11 protein-coding genes are annotated in these 16,108 nt (G+C 70.8%); 4 read left to right on the top strand and 7 right to left on the bottom strand.

The window, feature by feature from the left end; translation table 11 throughout:
* Nucleotides 1-118: 118 nt before the first annotated feature.
* Both ACFQ6X_RS04415 and ACFQ6X_RS04410 read right to left on the bottom strand, forming a co-directional pair.
* Nucleotides 119-1,549 (bottom strand): DUF2252 domain-containing protein, encoded by a 1,431-nt coding sequence (locus ACFQ6X_RS04415; RefSeq protein WP_383175721.1) that lies wholly within the window; start codon nucleotides 1,547-1,549, stop codon nucleotides 119-121.
* Nucleotides 1,550-1,664: 115 nt separating this feature from the next.
* Nucleotides 1,665-2,618: a DUF389 domain-containing protein gene (locus ACFQ6X_RS04410; RefSeq protein WP_383175718.1), complete on the bottom strand. Its 954-nt coding sequence runs from the start codon at nucleotides 2,616-2,618 to the stop codon at nucleotides 1,665-1,667.
* An 87-nt stretch (nucleotides 2,619-2,705) separates the two neighbouring features.
* On the opposite strand from ACFQ6X_RS04410, the gene ACFQ6X_RS04405 reads away from it, so the two are divergent.
* Together ACFQ6X_RS04405 and ACFQ6X_RS04400 are read left to right on the top strand one after the other, a co-directional pair.
* Nucleotides 2,706-4,520 carry a glycoside hydrolase family 15 protein gene (locus ACFQ6X_RS04405; protein ID WP_383175715.1) on the top strand — a complete coding sequence of 605 codons (1,815 nt, stop codon included), beginning with the start codon at nucleotides 2,706-2,708 and terminating at the stop codon, nucleotides 4,518-4,520.
* A gap of 54 nt (nucleotides 4,521-4,574) precedes the next feature.
* Nucleotides 4,575-4,805, top strand: a complete 231-nt coding sequence (locus ACFQ6X_RS04400; RefSeq protein ID WP_383175712.1) for a DUF6011 domain-containing protein — start codon at nucleotides 4,575-4,577, stop codon at nucleotides 4,803-4,805.
* A 14-nt stretch (nucleotides 4,806-4,819) separates the two neighbouring features.
* Here the strand turns inward: ACFQ6X_RS04400 and ACFQ6X_RS04395 are convergent, their stop codons facing one another.
* Nucleotides 4,820-5,698, bottom strand: a complete 879-nt coding sequence (locus tag ACFQ6X_RS04395; RefSeq protein WP_383175708.1) for an acyl-CoA thioesterase — start codon at nucleotides 5,696-5,698, stop codon at nucleotides 4,820-4,822.
* A 34-nt stretch (nucleotides 5,699-5,732) separates the two neighbouring features.
* Nucleotides 5,733-8,246, bottom strand: coding sequence for a DEAD/DEAH box helicase (locus ACFQ6X_RS04390; RefSeq protein WP_383175705.1), 2,514 nt, complete (start codon nucleotides 8,244-8,246; stop codon nucleotides 5,733-5,735).
* Nucleotides 8,247-8,402: 156 nt separating this feature from the next.
* On the opposite strand from ACFQ6X_RS04390, the gene ACFQ6X_RS04385 reads away from it, so the two are divergent.
* Nucleotides 8,403-9,194, top strand: coding sequence for a metal-dependent hydrolase (locus ACFQ6X_RS04385; RefSeq protein ID WP_383175702.1), 792 nt, complete (start codon nucleotides 8,403-8,405; stop codon nucleotides 9,192-9,194).
* Nucleotides 9,195-9,249: 55 nt separating this feature from the next.
* Nucleotides 9,250-10,785, top strand: coding sequence for an ATP-dependent DNA ligase (locus ACFQ6X_RS04380; RefSeq protein WP_383175699.1), 1,536 nt, complete (start codon nucleotides 9,250-9,252; stop codon nucleotides 10,783-10,785).
* A gap of 46 nt (nucleotides 10,786-10,831) precedes the next feature.
* Here the strand turns inward: ACFQ6X_RS04380 and ACFQ6X_RS04375 are convergent, their stop codons facing one another.
* From ACFQ6X_RS04375 to ACFQ6X_RS04365, 3 genes are all read right to left on the bottom strand, one after another.
* Nucleotides 10,832-12,193, bottom strand: coding sequence for an NAD(P)/FAD-dependent oxidoreductase (locus tag ACFQ6X_RS04375; RefSeq protein WP_383175696.1), 1,362 nt, complete (start codon nucleotides 12,191-12,193; stop codon nucleotides 10,832-10,834).
* Between the two features lie 145 nt (nucleotides 12,194-12,338).
* A complete protein-coding gene (locus ACFQ6X_RS04370; protein ID WP_383175693.1) occupies nucleotides 12,339-14,120 on the bottom strand; it encodes an ABC transporter ATP-binding protein in 1,782 nt (593 codons plus the stop codon).
* Nucleotides 14,117-15,955 (bottom strand): ABC transporter transmembrane domain-containing protein, encoded by a 1,839-nt coding sequence (locus ACFQ6X_RS04365; RefSeq protein ID WP_383175691.1) that lies wholly within the window; start codon nucleotides 15,953-15,955, stop codon nucleotides 14,117-14,119. The genes ACFQ6X_RS04370 and ACFQ6X_RS04365 overlap by 4 nt, the downstream gene beginning before the upstream one ends.
* Nucleotides 15,956-16,108 lie beyond the last annotated feature (153 nt).

The following is a 16,108-nucleotide window of genomic DNA, read 5'->3' as shown; positions in this document are numbered from 1 at the left end:
CCTCGGTTTCGGGTCCCGGTCGGCTCGTCCTGCCCTGCCGGGCTCCCCACGTGATACCACGATGTCCCGCTATGCCCGCGATGTACCCGCTGTTGAGGTGTAGTGAATCCGGGGCTCGCTACGTCGCGCCCGCCCCGGCCGCGGGAAGGCGGCCCGTGGCCACCGCATCGACCAGTGCCCGGTGGTCCCGCTCGTTCTGGTCGGCGTACCGCTCGGCGAACGTCTGGAGCGCCCGGTCGAACGCCGTGCCGTGGCCCAGGTAGGCCGCGATGGCGATCCGGTCACCGGACCGTGCGTGCGCACGGGCCAGCGTCGTCCCGCACAACTCCCCGAAAGCGGCCATTCCGCGCGGCACCATCAGCTCCGGTTCGACGACGCCCTTCCAGTCGCGCAACTGGCGTACGTAGAAGTCCCGCCGCTTCCCGTCGAACCCGTCCACCCGCTCCCAGCCCAGGAAGATGTCGCCGGCAGCCTGCATCAGGCGCTGGCCGGCCACCACCCGCTCGCCCTGATTCCGGTACGCGCTCGCCCCGGCGTGCGGCGCGAGCACCGAGGAGTCGGCCTCCTTCGCCTGGAGGACGAGCGGATCCCCGCCGTCCCTGCCCAGCAGGAGGATGATCCAGCAGCGGGTCCCCACGCTCCCCACGCCCACGACCTTTCGGGCCATGTCCACGGGCCGGAAGTCGGCGAGCAGGGCCCGCCGGTCCGAAGGAAGGCTGCGCCCGTACCGCCGCAGAAGGGTCCGGAACTGCTTCTCCGTCGCGCTGCGTTCCCCGTCGGGCAGCAAGTCCATGACCGGCACGATCAGGGGCGGATCCGCAGCGAACCGGAGCCGTCCGCCGGCCACCTCGGTGAGCTTGTCGAAAGCCTGCATGCTGTCCCGGGTGCGGGCCTTCGCCGTCACTCTGGCCACGCGCTTGCGGCCCCGGGAGGCCAGTCGGTCGGCGGCCAAGGCCTTGAGGCGGCCCTCGTCGGTCTGCGTGTACCAGACATCGAGATTACGCATGCCCGCGAACCGGATCATCGACTCCCGGTACGACCGAACGGTGGCCCGGACGATGTGGGCCCGCTCCTTGTCCGAGAAGCCGTTGGCGCGCCCTGCGATGACGAGGCTGGCCGCCAGCCGCTTGATGTCCCACTCCCAGGGGCCCGGCAACGTCTCGTCGAAGTCGTTGATGTCGAACAGCAGATGGCGCTCCGGGGAGGCCAGCAGCCTGAAGTTCATCATGTGGGCGTCACCGCACAGCTGCGCCCTGATTCCCGAGGCGGGCGTCCCGGCGAGGTCGGAGGCCATGACCGCCGCGGCGCCCCGGTAGAAGCGGAAGGGCGACTCCGTCATCCGCCCGTAGCGGATCGGGACGAGCTCCTGCACCCTGGCCGCCGACTGGGCCTCCAGGAGGGCCAGCGGATCCGGCCGGTCCTCCGGTGGCTCGTACACCTGATGGCTGGACCGGGGGGCCCGTTTGCGGGCTGCCTTGCCGAGCGCGGCCCGTTCCTTCGGTGTCGCGCCCGGGACGGCACGGAGCGGTGAGGTGCGTTCCTGGGGCATGTCGGCCCTCCTGACTGCGCGCGGGCCCATGCGGGCGGCCCTGCCCTCCATCATCCCCGGACGGACGGATTCCGGCCGCTCGGTGCGATCCGGCGGCCGGGGCCGACGTGCGGCATCAGGCGTGCCCGCGCTTCCTGGCCCGGCGGCCCACCCTCCGCCAGATCGCGCGCTGACACCGGAGTGCGCCCGCGCCCACCACGATGAGCACCACGATGTTCACCAGGAGCTGGATGAGGGAGCCCCGCGCCTCGGACCAGCTGGCGAAGGCCGTGGACACACTGATGGCCGCGGCGGCCGGAATTGTCGTGACCGAGATGAACACCCCGAGGAGGGCGCTAGTGCGGGCTTCCGTGAGCGACACGATGCCGACGACAGCGGCGAGGGCGGCGACGGCGAAGGAGAAGAAGTTGGGGGTGTTGATCAGGTCGGAGACCGGCCGGAGCCCCAGGTCGAAGGCCTCCGACTGAAGGCCGAAGCCGCGGATGAGGAGGCTGAAGAGGAAGGTGACCGCGATCGTCAGGAGGAAGCCCGTGGACAGGGCGCCCAGCCCCGCGCGGATCATGGTCCGGTCGCCCCTGTCGATGCCCAGCGCCACGGCGACGATGGCGCCGTACTCGGGGCCGACGACCATGGCCCCGACGATCAGGATCTGGGAGTTGGTGACGATGCCGACCGAGCCGATGAGACCCGCGATGACCAGGTAGAGGTAGAAGCTCGGCGCGTACCTCCCCTCGGACCTGATGCGCGCCTCCACCTGGGCCCAGACCGGGGCGTTGGCCAGTGCCCCCAGGCGGCGCACCGCTTTCTCCGAGGCCCGCCCCGCGAACGCCATGTCCACCGGCTCGATGACGACGGAACCGCGCACGTCGATCTCAAGTCCCCGCAGGCCCCGCAGCACCTCGTTCGCCGCCCCCGCCAGCACGTCGCAGGCGAAGGCGTCACCGTCCGGGTGGCGCGCGGCGCCGCGCTGCACGATCAGGTTCAGCACGTAGGGGTCACCGGCGAGGAGCTCCACGACCTGGTCCGTGCGGTCCGGAGGGCTCACCGCACGGACATGGATCATGTCCATTCCGTGCCTCCACGAGGCAGGGCGGGCGGCCGGATGCCGGGTGACGGATAGTGGCATAGATACTGATATGCCGGAGATTGGACGGTCATGGACCGATACCCTCCCATAGCCACTCACGGTCTGGTGGGCGACCTGCAGACCTGCGCACTGATCTCTTCGCAGGGCGTCGTCGACTGGCTGGCCGCGCCCCGGTTCGATTCCCCCAGCGTCTTCGCCGCGCTGCTCGACCACGACCGGGGCGGCTACTTCCGGCTGTCGCCCGACGGCCCGGAGAGCTCCTGCAAACAGCTCTACTACCCGGACACCGCTGTCCTGGTCACCCGCTTCATGTCCCCCGACGGCGTCGGCGAGGTGCTCGACTGGATGGCACCGATCACCTCCGGGGGCGCCACCGGCCGGCACACCCTGGTACGGAAGGTGCGCGCGGTGCGGGGGACCGTACGGTTCTCGATGGAGTGCAGGCCGCGGTTCGACTACGGACGTGCCTCCCATGAGCTCGAACTCGGCCCGGAGGGAGCGGTGTTCAGGTCTGCGGGGATGACCGGGCATCTACAGGCAGGCTTTCCCCTGGAGCGCGACGGCCACGATGTGCGCGGGACGGTGACCCTGGGCGTGGGCGAGACGGCGGTCGCCGTCTTCACCGCCTGCGGGGCCGACGAACCCGCACCGCCGCCGCCCACCGTCGAGAAGACCGACGAGCAGCTCTGGGAGGTCGTCGAGTTCTGGCAGAACTGGCTGCGCACCTCCCGCTACCGGGGCCGTTGGTCGGACATGGTCCACCGTTCCGCCATCACCCTGAAGCTCCTCACCTACGCCCCCACCGGCGCACCGGTCGCCGCCGCCACGATGGGCCTGCCCGAGCAGATCGGCGGTGAACGCAACTGGGACTACCGGTACACCTGGGTCAGGGACGGGTCACTGTCGGTGCGGGCCTTGCTGGACCTGGGTTTCGTCGAGGAAGCGACCTCTTTCACCCGCTGGCTGGGCGCCCGCCTCGGGGACGGCGACATCGACGGCGAGGCACTGCAGACGATGTATCGCGTCGACGGGGAACCCCTGCCGGAGGAGGAGATCCTCGGGCACCTCGAGGGCTACCGCGGTTCCCATCCGGTACGCCTGGGCAACGCCGCCTCCGACCAGTTGCAGCTCGACATCTACGGGGAGGCCCTCTACGCACTCTCCGAAGGGCACGAGGTCGGCATCCAGTCGGGCTACCGCGGCTGGAAGAAGGTCGCCCGCACCCTGGACTGGCTCGCCGACTCCTGGGACCGCCCCGACGAGGGCATCTGGGAAACGCGCGGCGGACGCAAGGACTTCACCTACAGCCGGGTGATGTGCTGGGCCGCGTTCGACCGCGGACTGAAGCTCGCGACCGCGTTCAGCAGACCGGCCGACACCGTCCGGTGGACCCGCGCCAGGGACTCCATCCTCGAACAGGTCATGGCCCGGGGCTGGAGCGAACAGGAACAGGCGTACGTCCAGCACTACGAGGGGGACGTGCTCGACGCCTCGCTGCTCCTGATGCCCAGGGTGGGTTTCCTCGCACCCAAGGACCCCAGCTGGCTGTCCACGCTGGACGCCATGAACGACACCCTCGTCTCCGACAGCCTCGTCTACCGCTACGACCCGGCCGCTTCCCCGGACGGCCTGCGCGGCTCCGAGGGAACGTTCAGCCTCTGCACGTTCCTCTACGTCGACGCGCTGGCCCGCGCCGGGCGGCTGCGGATGGCCCGCTACACGTTCGAGAAGATGCTCACCTACGCCAACCACGTCGGCCTCTTCGCCGAGGAGATCGGCCCCAGTGGCGAGCAGCTGGGCAACTTCCCCCAGGCGTTCACCCACCTGTCCCTCATCTCGGCCGCCCGCACCCTCGACGAGGCACTCGACCGGCTCCGCGACTGACAGGCCGCACGGTCGCCGGTCGTGCCTGCCGCCCGGACTTGAGAGGATCCGTACGTGGAGTCCCCCGAGCCCTTCCCCGACCTCTTCCCCGGACCGCAGCCCGAAGCCGAACGGACCGAGGGCCGACGCACGGTGCGCTGCGCCCTGTGCGGACGCCCCCTCACCGGCGCGGACTCACGCCGCACCGGACTCGGTCCCGCCTGCGACGCCAAACTGCATCCGGCGGGCCCGGACATCCGGACCCGCCGTCACGACGTCGAGCAGGACACCCTGCCCGGCGTCTGAACCCGCAGTGGGCGCTACGCGCCGTCGAGACGGCGGAACAGGCCCTCCTGGACCACCGACACGAGCAACTGCCCCTGGCGGTCGTAGATCCGGCCCCTGGCCAGTCCGCGGCCGCCCGTGGCGATCGGCGACTCCTGGTCGTACAGGAACCACTCGTCCGCCCGGAACGGCCGGTGGAACCACATGGCGTGGTCCAGCGACGCCATGTCGAAGCCGCGCGGACCCCACAGCGGCTCCACCGGGATCCGGACCGCGTCCAGCAGCGTCATGTCGCTCGCGTACGTCAGCGCACAGGTGTGCACGAGCGGGTCGTCGCCCAGCGGGCCCACCGCGCGCATCCACACGGCGCTGCGCGGGTCCGCGTCCTTGATCTCCTCCTGCGTCCAGCGCAGCCGGTCGACGTAGCGGATGTCGAAGGGCTGGCGCCGCGCCATCCGCTCCAGCGCCTCCGGCAGCCCGCCCAGGTGCTCGCGCACCTCGTCGGCGACCGTCGGAAGGTCGTCGGGGTCCGGCACCGTACGGGCGGGCGGCAGCTGATGCTCGAAGCCCGCCTCCTCGGGGCGGTGGAAGGACGCCGTCAGGTTGAAGATCGTCCGGCCCTGCTGGACGGCCGTGACCCGCCGGGTGGTGAAGGACCGGCCGTCCCTCACCCGCTCGACGTCGTACACGATCGGCACGCCCGGGCGCCCGGGCCGCAGGAAGTAGGCGTGCAGCGAGTGGACGGGACGGTCCCCGTCCGTGGTGCGGCCGGCCGCGACCAGGGCCTGTCCCGCGACCTGACCGCCGAAGACCCGTTGCAGGGACTCGTCGGGGCTGCGGCCACGGAAGATATTGACCTCGATCCGCTCCAGGTCGAGAAGATCGACCAAGCGCTCGGCGGGGTTCGTCGTCATGCGGTTCGTCTCCACTCTCGAAGCAGGTGCGCCGTCACAGCTGACCCACGGCCGTGACCCGGACAACCGCCCGGCCCTCCTCGTCGGAGGCCGCCAGATCGACCTCCGCACGGATACCCCAGTCATGGTCACCCGCCGGGTCGGCAAAGGCCTGCCACACCCGCCACAGACCGTGCTCGAGATCCTCGTCGATCTTCAGCAGCTTCGGGCCGCGCGCGTCCGGACCCGTCCCCAGGTCCTCGTGCGCCTCCCAGTAGCCGTCCATCGCCTCGCCCCAGGCGTCCTCGTCCCAGCCCGAGTCGGCGTCGAGCTCGCCCAGGTCGCGGACCCGGTCCAGGGCGGCCAGCTCCACCCGGCGGAACATCGCGTTGCGCACCAGGACCCGGAAGGCGCGGGCGTTGGCGGTGACCGGCTTGACCTCGTCGGCCCGCTCCTGCGCCTGCTCGGCGGTCTCCACCTCCGGGTTCGCCAGCTGCTCCCACTCGTCCAGGAGGCTGGAGTCCACCTGACGCACCATCTCGCCGAGCCAGGCGATCAGATCCTCCAGGTCCTCGGACTTCAGGTCGTCCGGGATGGTGTGCTCGAGCGCCTTGTACGCACTCGCCAGGTAGCGCAGCACGATGCCCTCGGTACGGGCCAGCTCGTAGTTCGAGGTGAACTCCGTGAACGTCATGGCCCGTTCGTACATGTCCCGGATCACCGACTTGGGCGACACGGGATGGTCGCCGACCCACGGGTGGCTCGTGCGGTAGACGTCGTACGCGTGCCAGAGCAGCTCGCTCAGCGGCTTCGGGTACGTGACCTCCTGGAGCCGCTCCATCCGCTCCTCGTACTCGACGCCGTCCGCCTTCATCTGCCCGACGGCCTCTCCCCGCGCCTTGTTCTGCTGGGCGGCGAGGATCTGCCGCGGGTCGTCCAGGGTCGACTCGACGACGGAGACCATGTCCAGGGCGTAGGAGGGGGATTCGGCGTCCAGCAGGTCGAACGCGGCCAGCGCGAAGGTCGACAGCGGCTGGTTCAGCGCGAAGTCCTGCTGGAGATCGACGGTGAGACGCACGATCCGGCCCTCGGCGTCCGGGGTGTCGAGCTGTTCCACGACACCGCCGTCGAGCAGCGACCGGTAGATGGCGATGGCCCGCCGGATGTGCCGCAGCTGGGCCCGGCGCGGCTCGTGGTTGTCCTCCAGCAGGTGCCGCATCGCCTCGAAGGCGTTGCCCGGGCGGGCGATCACCGAGAGCAGCATCGTGTGCGTGACCCTGAAGCGGGAGGTCAGCGGCTCGGGATCGGAGGTGATGAGCTTGTCGAAGGTGGTCTCGGACCAGGCGACGAAGCCCTCGGGGGCCTTCTTGCGGACCACCTTGCGCTTCTTCTTGGGGTCGTCGCCCGCCTTCTTGACGGCCTTCTCGTTCTCGATGACGTGCTCGGGCGCCTGCGCGACCACGAAGCCGGCCGTGTCGAAACCGGCCCGGCCCGCGCGGCCGGCGATCTGGTGGAACTCGCGGGCGCGCAGCGTACGGACCCGGGTGCCGTCGTACTTGGTGAGGGCGGTGAACAGCACCGTACGGATCGGGACGTTGACGCCGACGCCGAGCGTGTCCGTTCCGCAGATCACCTTCAGCAGGCCCGCCTGCGCGAGCTTCTCGACCAGACGGCGGTACTTGGGGAGCATGCCCGCGTGGTGCACCCCGATGCCGTGCCGCACATAACGGGAGAGGTTCTGGCCGAACTTGGTGGTGAAGCGGAAGTTGCCGATCAGATCGGCGATCTTCTCCTTCTCCTCCTTCGTGCACATGTTGATGCTCATCAGCGACTGTGCGCGCTCGACGGCCGCCGCCTGGGTGAAGTGCACGATGTAGACCGGCGACTGCCGGGTGTCCAGGAGCTCGGTGAGCGTCTCGGTGATCGGCGTCAGCCGGTACTCGTAACTGAGCGGGACCGGACGCGTCGCCGAGCGCACCACGGAGGTGGGGCGGCCGGTGCGGCGGGTCAGATCCTCCTCGAACATCTTGACGTCACCGAGCGTGGCCGACATCAGGATGAACTGGGCCTGCGGCAGTTCCAGGATCGGGATCTGCCAGGCCCAGCCGCGGTCCTGCTCCGCGTAGAAGTGGAACTCGTCCATCACGACCTGGCCGACGTCCGCGTACTTCCCGTCACGCAGCGCGATGGAGGCCAGCACCTCGGCCGTGCAGCAGATCACCGGGGCGTCGGCGTTGACCGAGGCGTCGCCGGTCAGCATGCCCACGTTCTCCGTGCCGAACATCTTGCACAGGTCGAAGAACTTCTCCGAGACCAGCGCCTTGATCGGCGCGGTGTAGAACGTGACCTTGTCCTGGGCCAGGGCGGTGAAGTGCGCACCCGCCGCGACCAGGCTCTTTCCGGAGCCGGTGGGGGTCGAAAGGATGACATTCGCCCCGGAGACCACCTCGATCAGCGCCTCCTCCTGAGCCGGATAGAGGGTGATGCCCTGCGATTCGGTCCATGACGAGAAGGCCTCGAAGAGGGCGTCCGGGTCGGCGGTCGGGGGCAGCTGATCGATAAGGGTCACGCCCCCATCTTGCCTGCCTTGTGCCCGGATGCGGGAACCGGAGGACCGCCCGAAGATCACGGACGATACGCTGCCCACTCAACTCGGCCGCAGCGCACAGGCAATGGCGGCCCGGCCGTGCCGCACGGCCGAATCACGATGGGGGCGGAAACAGCCATGATGGGACCGGCACACTCTCTGTCAGGGGCAGCGGCCTGGCTGGGGGTGGGCGCCGCGGCCGCCGCCGCGGGCCACACGATGCCCTGGCCCGTCCTCGTCGTGGGGGCACTGATCTGCGCGGGCGCCGCGCTCGCCCCCGACCTCGACCACAAGTCCGCCACGATCTCGCGAGCCTTCGGCCCGATCTCCAAGGGCGTGTGCGAGATCGTCGACAAACTCTCCTACGCCGTCTACAAGGCGACCAAGGGAGCCGGCGACCCGCGCAGGACGGGCGGACACCGCACCCTCACCCATACCTGGCTCTGGGCGGTGCTGACCGGCGGGGGAGCCTCTCTCGCGGCGATCACCGGCGGCCGGTGGGCGGTCCTGGCGATTCTCTTCGTCCACCTCGTGCTTGCCGTCGAGGGCCTGCTGTGGCGGGCCGCGCGCATGTCCAGCGACGTCCTCGTCTGGCTGCTCGGCGCGACCAGCGCGTGGATCCTGGCCGGGGTGCTCGACAAGCCGGGCAACGGTTCGGACTGGCTGTTCGCCGAGCCCGGGCAGGAGTACCTGTGGCTGGGGCTGCCGATCGTGCTCGGGTCCCTCGTCCACTGCATCGGCGACGCGCTCACCGTCTCGGGCTGCCCGATCCTGTGGCCGATACCGCTCGGCCGCAAGCGCTGGTACCCGCTCGGACCCCCGAAGTTCATGCGCTTCCGGGCCGGCAGCTGGGTGGAGATCAAGGTGCTGATGCCCGCGTTCATGGTGCTCGGGGGCGTGGGCGCGGCCGCGGCGCTCAACTTCATCTGACCGCCGCGCGCCCGTTCCGGGGGCGGTGCGCCCCGGGCCGTAGCACCATGACCCCATGCTGCTCGCCCGGCTCGCCCACGTGTCCATCGAGGTCGCCGCGACGTCGGCACGGACCCGGAAGGTCGCCCTGCTCGCCGGACTGTTCCGGGAGGCCGGTCCCGACGACGTCCCCGTAGTCATCCCGTACCTCGCCGGCCGCCTCCCACAGGGGCGGCTCGGCATCGGGTGGAGCACCCTGGGCGATCCGGTGGCGCCCGCGGACACCGCCGCACTGACGGTGACGGACGTCGACGCGGAACTGACAGCGATCGGGGCTCTGACCGGTCCCGGCTCGCAGGCCGCGCGCAAGGAGCGCCTCCAGCGGCTGCTCGGCGCCGCCACCGCCGACGAACAGCACTTCCTGCGCGGGCTGCTCACCGGAGAGGTACGCCAGGGGGCACTCGACGCCGTCGCCATGGACGCCCTGGCCGGTGCCACCGGCGCGGAGCCCGCCGAGGTGCGCCGCGCCGTCATGCTCGCCGGATCACTGGAGGCGGTGGCCCGCGCGCTGCTCGCGGACGGCCCCGGGGCCCTCCCCGCCTTCAGACTCACCGTCGGCCGGCCGGTCCTGCCGATGCTCGCGCACACCGCGCGCTCGGTCACCGAAGCCATCGACAAGCTCGGGCCGTGCGCCGTCGAGGAAAAGCTCGACGGCATTCGCGTACAGGTGCACCGCGACGGGGCGCGGGTGCGGGTCCACACCCGCACGCTCGACGACATCACCGACCGGCTTCCCGAACTGGTCACGGCGGTGGCCGGCTTCGGCGGCGACCGGTTCGTCCTCGACGGCGAAGTGATCGCTCTCGGGCCCGACGGCAGACCGAGGCCCTTCCAGGAGACAGCCGGGCGGGTCGGATCCCGGCGGGATGTCGCCACAGCGGCGGCCGAGGTCCCCGTGGTCGCCGTCTTCTTCGACGTGCTGTCCGTCGACGGACGCGAACTGCTGGATCTCCCCCTCACAGAACGGCACACGGAGCTGGCCGCCCTGGTCCCGGAGCCGATGCGGGTGCGGCGCTTCCTCGTGACGGACCCCGGGGACGAAGCGGCACGCGGGGGAGCGGTGGCGTTCTTCGAGGGCACCCTGGCGCACGGACACGAAGGGGTGGTGGTCAAGGGCCTGACCGCGCCCTACAGTGCGGGCCGACGGGGCGCGTCCTGGCTGAAGGTGAAGCCCGTACACACCCTGGACCTCGTGGTCCTGGCGGCCGAGTGGGGGCACGGCAGGCGTACCGGAAAACTGTCCAACCTCCACCTGGGAGCGAGGCGGCAGGACGGCTCCTTCGCCATGCTCGGCAAGACCTTCAAAGGGCTCACGGACAAGATGCTCGCCTGGCAGACCGAACGCCTGAGGGAACTGTCCACCGGCGACGACGGACACGTCGTCACCGTGCGGCCGGAGCTCGTCGTCGAGATCGCCTACGACGGACTCCAGAGCTCCACCCGCTACCCGGCGGGCGTCACCCTGCGGTTCGCCCGGGTGCTCCGCTACCGCGAGGACAAGTCGCCGCAGGAGGCGGACACGGTCGACACGGTGCTCGGCCGCCGGACCTGAGCGCCGGCCCCCACCGGTGCGGCGGGGGCCGGCGCCCGAGCGCTGATCAGCCGCGGGTGGCCGACGACGCGGTGTGTGCGCGGAGCTGTTCCGGCGTGAGATAGGCGTCGGTGTACTCGAAGTCGCGCAGGGTGGCGGGCTTGCGGGCCTGGAATCCGGTCCGTACGAAGTCGTCCCCCGCGATCGCGTTCAGCATCCAGTTCGTCAGGACCCGGGTCTTGGCGACATTGGTCCGCAGCCCCGTCCAGTGGTAGCCGCGTGCCACCAGCTGGGCGGGCATGCCCTTCAGCTCGATGCCCAGCGGCTTGGACACCGCGTCCCGGCCGCCGAGGTCCACGACGAGACCGAGGTCCTTGTGGACGTACGGCTGCAGCGGACGGCCGCGCAGCGAAGCGATGAGGTTGTCCGCCAGCATCCGCCCCTGCCGTATGGCGTGCTGCGCGGTGGGAGGGCAGATCGCCCCGTCGCCCGTGGCCAGGTCGGGTACCGCCGCCGAGTCGCCCAGGGCGAACACCCCGTCCATGCCGGGCACCTGCATCTCCGGCGTCACCGCGAGCCTGCCGCGCACCGTCTCCGCGTCGAGGGTGGCGACGAGCGGGCTGGCCGCGACCCCGGCGGTCCAGATGAGCGTGCGGCAGGGCAGGACCCGGCCGTCGGTGAAGGTCACCTTGTCCGGAGCCGCCTCGGCCACCGAGACACCGAGCGACACCTCGATGCCTCGCTTGCGCAGGATCTCCAGCGCGGTGCGCCCCAGCTTGTCGCCGAGCTCCGGCATGAGCTTCGGCGCGATGTCGATCAGATGCCACTTGATCAGCTTCGGGTCCAGCCGGGGGTAGTGCCGGACCGCGTTGGCGGTCAGCCGCTGCAGGCAGGCAGCGGTCTCCGTGCCGGCGTATCCGCCGCCCACCACCACGAACTGCAGCCGGGACTCCCGCTCGGCCTCGTCATGGCTGGCATCGGCCAGGTCGAGCTGGGAGATGACGTGGTCCCGGATGTAGGCGGCCTCGGCCAGCGTCTTCATCCCCCGCGCGTTGTCGATCAGCCCGGGGATGTCGAACGTCCGGGTGACGCTCCCGGCGGCCAGTACGAGGTGGTCGTACGGCTCGTTCACGATCTCATCGGTGATCTTGCGGATGACGCAGACCTTCGCCTTGGTGTCCACGCCGATGGCGCCGCCCGGCACGATCCGGGTGCGGTGGCGCCGGCTCCTGCGCAGGGAGACGGCGACGGACTGGGGGGTGAGCACCCCGGACGCCACCTGCGGGAGCAGCGGAAGATAGAGCTGGTACGAGAACGGCGTGACGAGGGCGATGTCCGCCTCACCGGGGGTGAGGCTGCGTTCCAGCCGGCGCACGCACTCGACTCCGGCGAAGCCTGCACCGACAACGAGGATCCTGGGTCGTGCCACGGTGTGCGTCCCTTCTCGGGCTTACGCGGTCATCGCTCACCTGCCCCGTATCCGGGGCCAGTCACTCCTCATCCTTACCGGAGGGGCCGCAGTCCGCCTCTTGTGAGGCGGCGGCCGGAGGGTCGGTCCGGCCGCCGCACCGGGTTCATCCGTGCCAGGACCGCCAGAGCGCCGCGTACGCGCCGTCCGCCGCCACCAGCTCGTCGTGGCTGCCCAGCTCGCTGATCCTGCCCTCCTCGACGACCGCGATCACATCCGCGTCGTGCGCCGTGTGCAGCCGGTGCGCGATCGCGATCACCGTCCGGCCGTCCAGGACCCGGGCCAGTGAACGCTCCAGGTGCCGCGCCGCCCGCGGATCGAGCAGCGACGTCGCCTCGTCCAGCACCAGGGTGTGCGGATCCGCGAGCACCAGCCGGGCCAGCGCGATCTGCTGCGCCTGCGCCGGGGTGAGGGCCAGACCGCCCGAGCCGACCTCCGCGTCCAGACCGTCCGCCAGGGCCTTGGCCCAGCCGTCCGCGTCGACCGCCGCGAGCGAGGCCCACAGCTCCGCGTCCTTTGCGCCCGAACGGGCCAGCAGCAGGTTGTCCCGCAGCGAGCCCACGAACACGTGGTGCTCCTGGTTCACCAGAGCCACATGGGTCCGTACCCGCTCCGCCGGCATCCGGGACAGCTCCGCCCCGCCCAGCGTGACCTCACCGGTCCGGGGTGCGTAGATCCCGGCCAGCAGACGCCCCAGAGTGGACTTGCCCGCTCCGGACGGCCCGACCAGGGCAAGACGCGTACCCGGGGCCACGTCCAGGGACACCTTGTGCAGGACGTCGACACCGGCGCGGTAACCGAAGTGCACCCCGTCGGCCCGTACTTCCCGGCCGTCCGGCCCGACCGCGTCGTCGCCTGCGTCCGGCTCGATCTCCCGTACGCCGACCAGCCTCGCCAGGGACACCTGGGCGACCTGCAACTCGTCGTACCAGCGCAGGATCAGGCCGATCGGGTCGACCATCATCTGTGCCAGCAGCGCCCCCGTCGTCAGCTGCCCGACGGTGAGCCAGCCCTCCAGCACGAACCAGCCGCCGAGCAGCAGTACCGCGCCGAGGATCGTCACATACGTGGCGTTGATGACGGGGAACAGCACCGAGCGCAGGAACAGCGTGTACCGCTCCCACGCGACCCACTCCTTGACCCGCCGGTCGGAGAGCGCGACCCTGCCCGCTCCCAGCCGGTGGGACTCCACGGTCCGGCCGGCGTCCACGGTCTCGGCGAGCATCGCCGCGACCGCCGCGTACCCGGCGGCCTCCGAACGGTACGCGGAAGGCGCCCGCCGGAAGTACCAGCGGCAGCCGGTGATCAGCACCGGCAGCGCGATCAGAACGGCCAGAGCGAGCGGCGGGGCGGTGACCGTCAGCGCGCCGAGCAGCAGCCCGGCCCACACGACACCGATCGCCAGCTGCGGCACGGCCTCCCGCATCGCGTTCCCCAGCCGGTCGATGTCCGTCGTGATCCTGGAGAGCAGATCCCCGGTGCCGGCCCGCTCCAGAACACCCGGCGGCAGCCCGACCGACCGCACGAGGAAGTCCTCGCGCAGATCGGCCAGCATCTCCTCACCGAGCACCGCTCCGCGCAGCCGCATCGTCCGCGTGAAGACCGTCTGCACGACCAGCGCGAGGGCGAACACCCCGGCAGTGCGCTCCAGATGGAGGTCGGTGACGCCGTTGGAAAGGTCCTCGACCAGTCCGCCCAGGAGATACGGTCCGGTGATCGACGCGATCACCGCGATCGCGTTGACCGCGATGAGCGCCGCGAACGGCTTCCGGTGGCGCCGAAGCAGAGAACGCACGTACGACCGTACGGTCAGTGGTGTGCCGACCGGCAGGGTCGTCGCCGACTGCGGTGCGGCCGGGTCGTATGCGGGGGGTGCGACGCCGATCATGCCCTCTCCTCGAATTCCTCGATCGTTTCGGCCGACGTCGACGCACCGATTCCGGCGAGCCCGTCCTGCACGACAGGTGCCGCGATCTCCGCATCGGTCTCACGGGTGACGACCGCCCGGTACCGCGGTTCGTCCCGCAGCAGTTCCCGGTGCGCACCGACCGCCACGACCGTGCCCGAGTGGACCAGCACCACGCGGTCGGCGAGGTCCAGAAGCAGCGGCGACGAGGCGAACGCCACGGTCGTACGGCCCCGGCGAAGCTGCTTGATACCGGCGGCGACCCGGGCCTCCGTGTGCGAGTCGACGGCGGACGTCGGCTCGTCGAGCACGAGTGCCTCCGGGTCGGTGACCAGGGAGCGGGCCAGGGCGAGCCGCTGGCGCTGGCCCCCCGACAGAGACCGGCCGCGTTCGGTGATCCGGGTGCGCATCGGGTCGCCGTCCGTGTCGACGGACGCCTGGGCCAGAGCATCCAGCACGTCACCGCAGTGAGCGGCCGCGAGCGCGTCCTCGGCGGTGACCCTGCCCGACGACGGCACGTCGAGCAGCTCCCGCAGCGTCCCCGAGAGCAGCACCGGATCCTTGTCCTGCACCAGCACCGCGGCCCTCGCCGAGTCGAGCGGCAGCTCGTCCAGAGCCACACCGCCCAGGAGCACAGACGGTTCCGGGTCCGAGGCATCGTCCGTCTCCGCATGCCCGCCGAGCCGCTCGGCCAGCCGGCCCGCCTCGTCGGGATCACCGCAGACAACGGCCGTGAACAGGCCGCGCGGTGCCATCAGTCCGCTCACCGGGTCGTAGAGATCGCCCTCGGGTGACATGGCGTCGATCGTCGAGGGCTGCGCACTGCGCCGCAGCGACAGGACCCGGACCGCGCGCTGTGCCGACGGCCGCGAGAACGAGTACGCCATGGCGATCTCCTCGAAGTGCCGCAGAGGGAAGAGCATCAGCGTCGCCGCGCTGTACACGGTGACCAGCTGACCGACGTCGATCCGGCCGTCCCGGGCCAGCGTCGCCCCGTACCAGACCAGCGAGATGAGCAGGATTCCGGGCAGCAGCACCTGGATCGCCGAGATCAGCGCCCACATCCGCGCACTGCGCACGGCTGCCTTGCGGACTTCCTGCGAGGCACGCCGGTAGCGGGTCAGGAAGAGTTCCTCGCCGCCGATGCCACGCAGCACCCGCAGGCCGGCGACGGTGTCGGAGGCCAGCTCGGTCGCCTTGCCCGCCTTCTCACGCTGGAGATCCGCCCGCCGGGTGGCGCGGGGGAGCAGGGGCAGCACGGTGAGTGCCAGGACAGGCATGGCGATCGCGACCAGCACGCCCAGCGAGGGCAGGTAGATGATGAGTCCGATGCTGATGAGTACGAGGGCGGTGGCGGCAGCGGCGAAGCGCGACAGCGCCTCGACGAACCAGCCGATCTTCTCGACGTCCCCGGTGGAGACGGCGACGACCTCTCCCGCCGCGACCCGCCGGGTCAGTGCCGAGCCGAGCTCGGCGGTCTTACGGGCCAGCAGCTGCTGGACCCTGGCCGCCGCGGTGATCCAGTTGGTGACCGCTGTGCGGTGGAGCATGGTGTCGCCCACGGCGATGAGGATGCCGAGGGCGACGATGAGTGCGCCGGCCAGCGCAAGGCCGCGGCCGGAGCGTTCGACGACGGCCTGGACCGCGACTCCCACGGCGAGCGGCAGCCCGGCGATCGCGCACTGGTGCAGCAGCCCCCAGGAGAGGGATTTGAGCTGGCCGGTGAGCTGACTGCGCCCGAGCCAGAACAGAAAACGTGGGCCTGAACGGACATCGGGGTCGCCGGGATCCGAGTACGGAAGATCGCGAATCTGCATGACGTTCCAAGGATCGGAAGGGGCAGAGATCCGTGGCGGATCTCGTGGAACAGTAGGTGACCAAACCGTGCAAGGTTCGCGTCATGCCCCGGTCCGAAGCAAGCGATTATTGGTGGATACGCCGCGGGCCTCCGACGGCGGCGGAGCGGGACG

The sequence above is a fragment of the Streptomyces sp. NPDC056452 genome (assembly GCF_042796085.1).
Taxonomy (GTDB): Bacteria; Actinomycetota; Actinomycetes; order Streptomycetales; family Streptomycetaceae; genus Streptomyces.
This window is presented reverse-complemented; position numbering and strand designations above follow the sequence as displayed.

Coding starts and splice junctions, on each gene's coding strand:
- ACFQ6X_RS04415 (WP_383175721.1), bottom strand. CDS start 1,549: ATGCCCCAGGAACGCACCTCACCGCTCCGTGCCGTCCCGGGCGCGACA.
- ACFQ6X_RS04410 (WP_383175718.1), bottom strand. CDS start 2,618: ATGGACATGATCCATGTCCGTGCGGTGAGCCCTCCGGACCGCACGGAC.
- ACFQ6X_RS04405 (WP_383175715.1), top strand. CDS start 2,706: ATGGACCGATACCCTCCCATAGCCACTCACGGTCTGGTGGGCGACCTG.
- ACFQ6X_RS04395 (WP_383175708.1), bottom strand. CDS start 5,698: ATGACGACGAACCCCGCCGAGCGCTTGGTCGATCTTCTCGACCTGGAG.
- ACFQ6X_RS04385 (WP_383175702.1), top strand. CDS start 8,403: ATGATGGGACCGGCACACTCTCTGTCAGGGGCAGCGGCCTGGCTGGGG.
- ACFQ6X_RS04380 (WP_383175699.1), top strand. CDS start 9,250: ATGCTGCTCGCCCGGCTCGCCCACGTGTCCATCGAGGTCGCCGCGACG.
- ACFQ6X_RS04370 (WP_383175693.1), bottom strand. CDS start 14,120: ATGATCGGCGTCGCACCCCCCGCATACGACCCGGCCGCACCGCAGTCG.
- ACFQ6X_RS04365 (WP_383175691.1), bottom strand. CDS start 15,955: ATGCAGATTCGCGATCTTCCGTACTCGGATCCCGGCGACCCCGATGTC.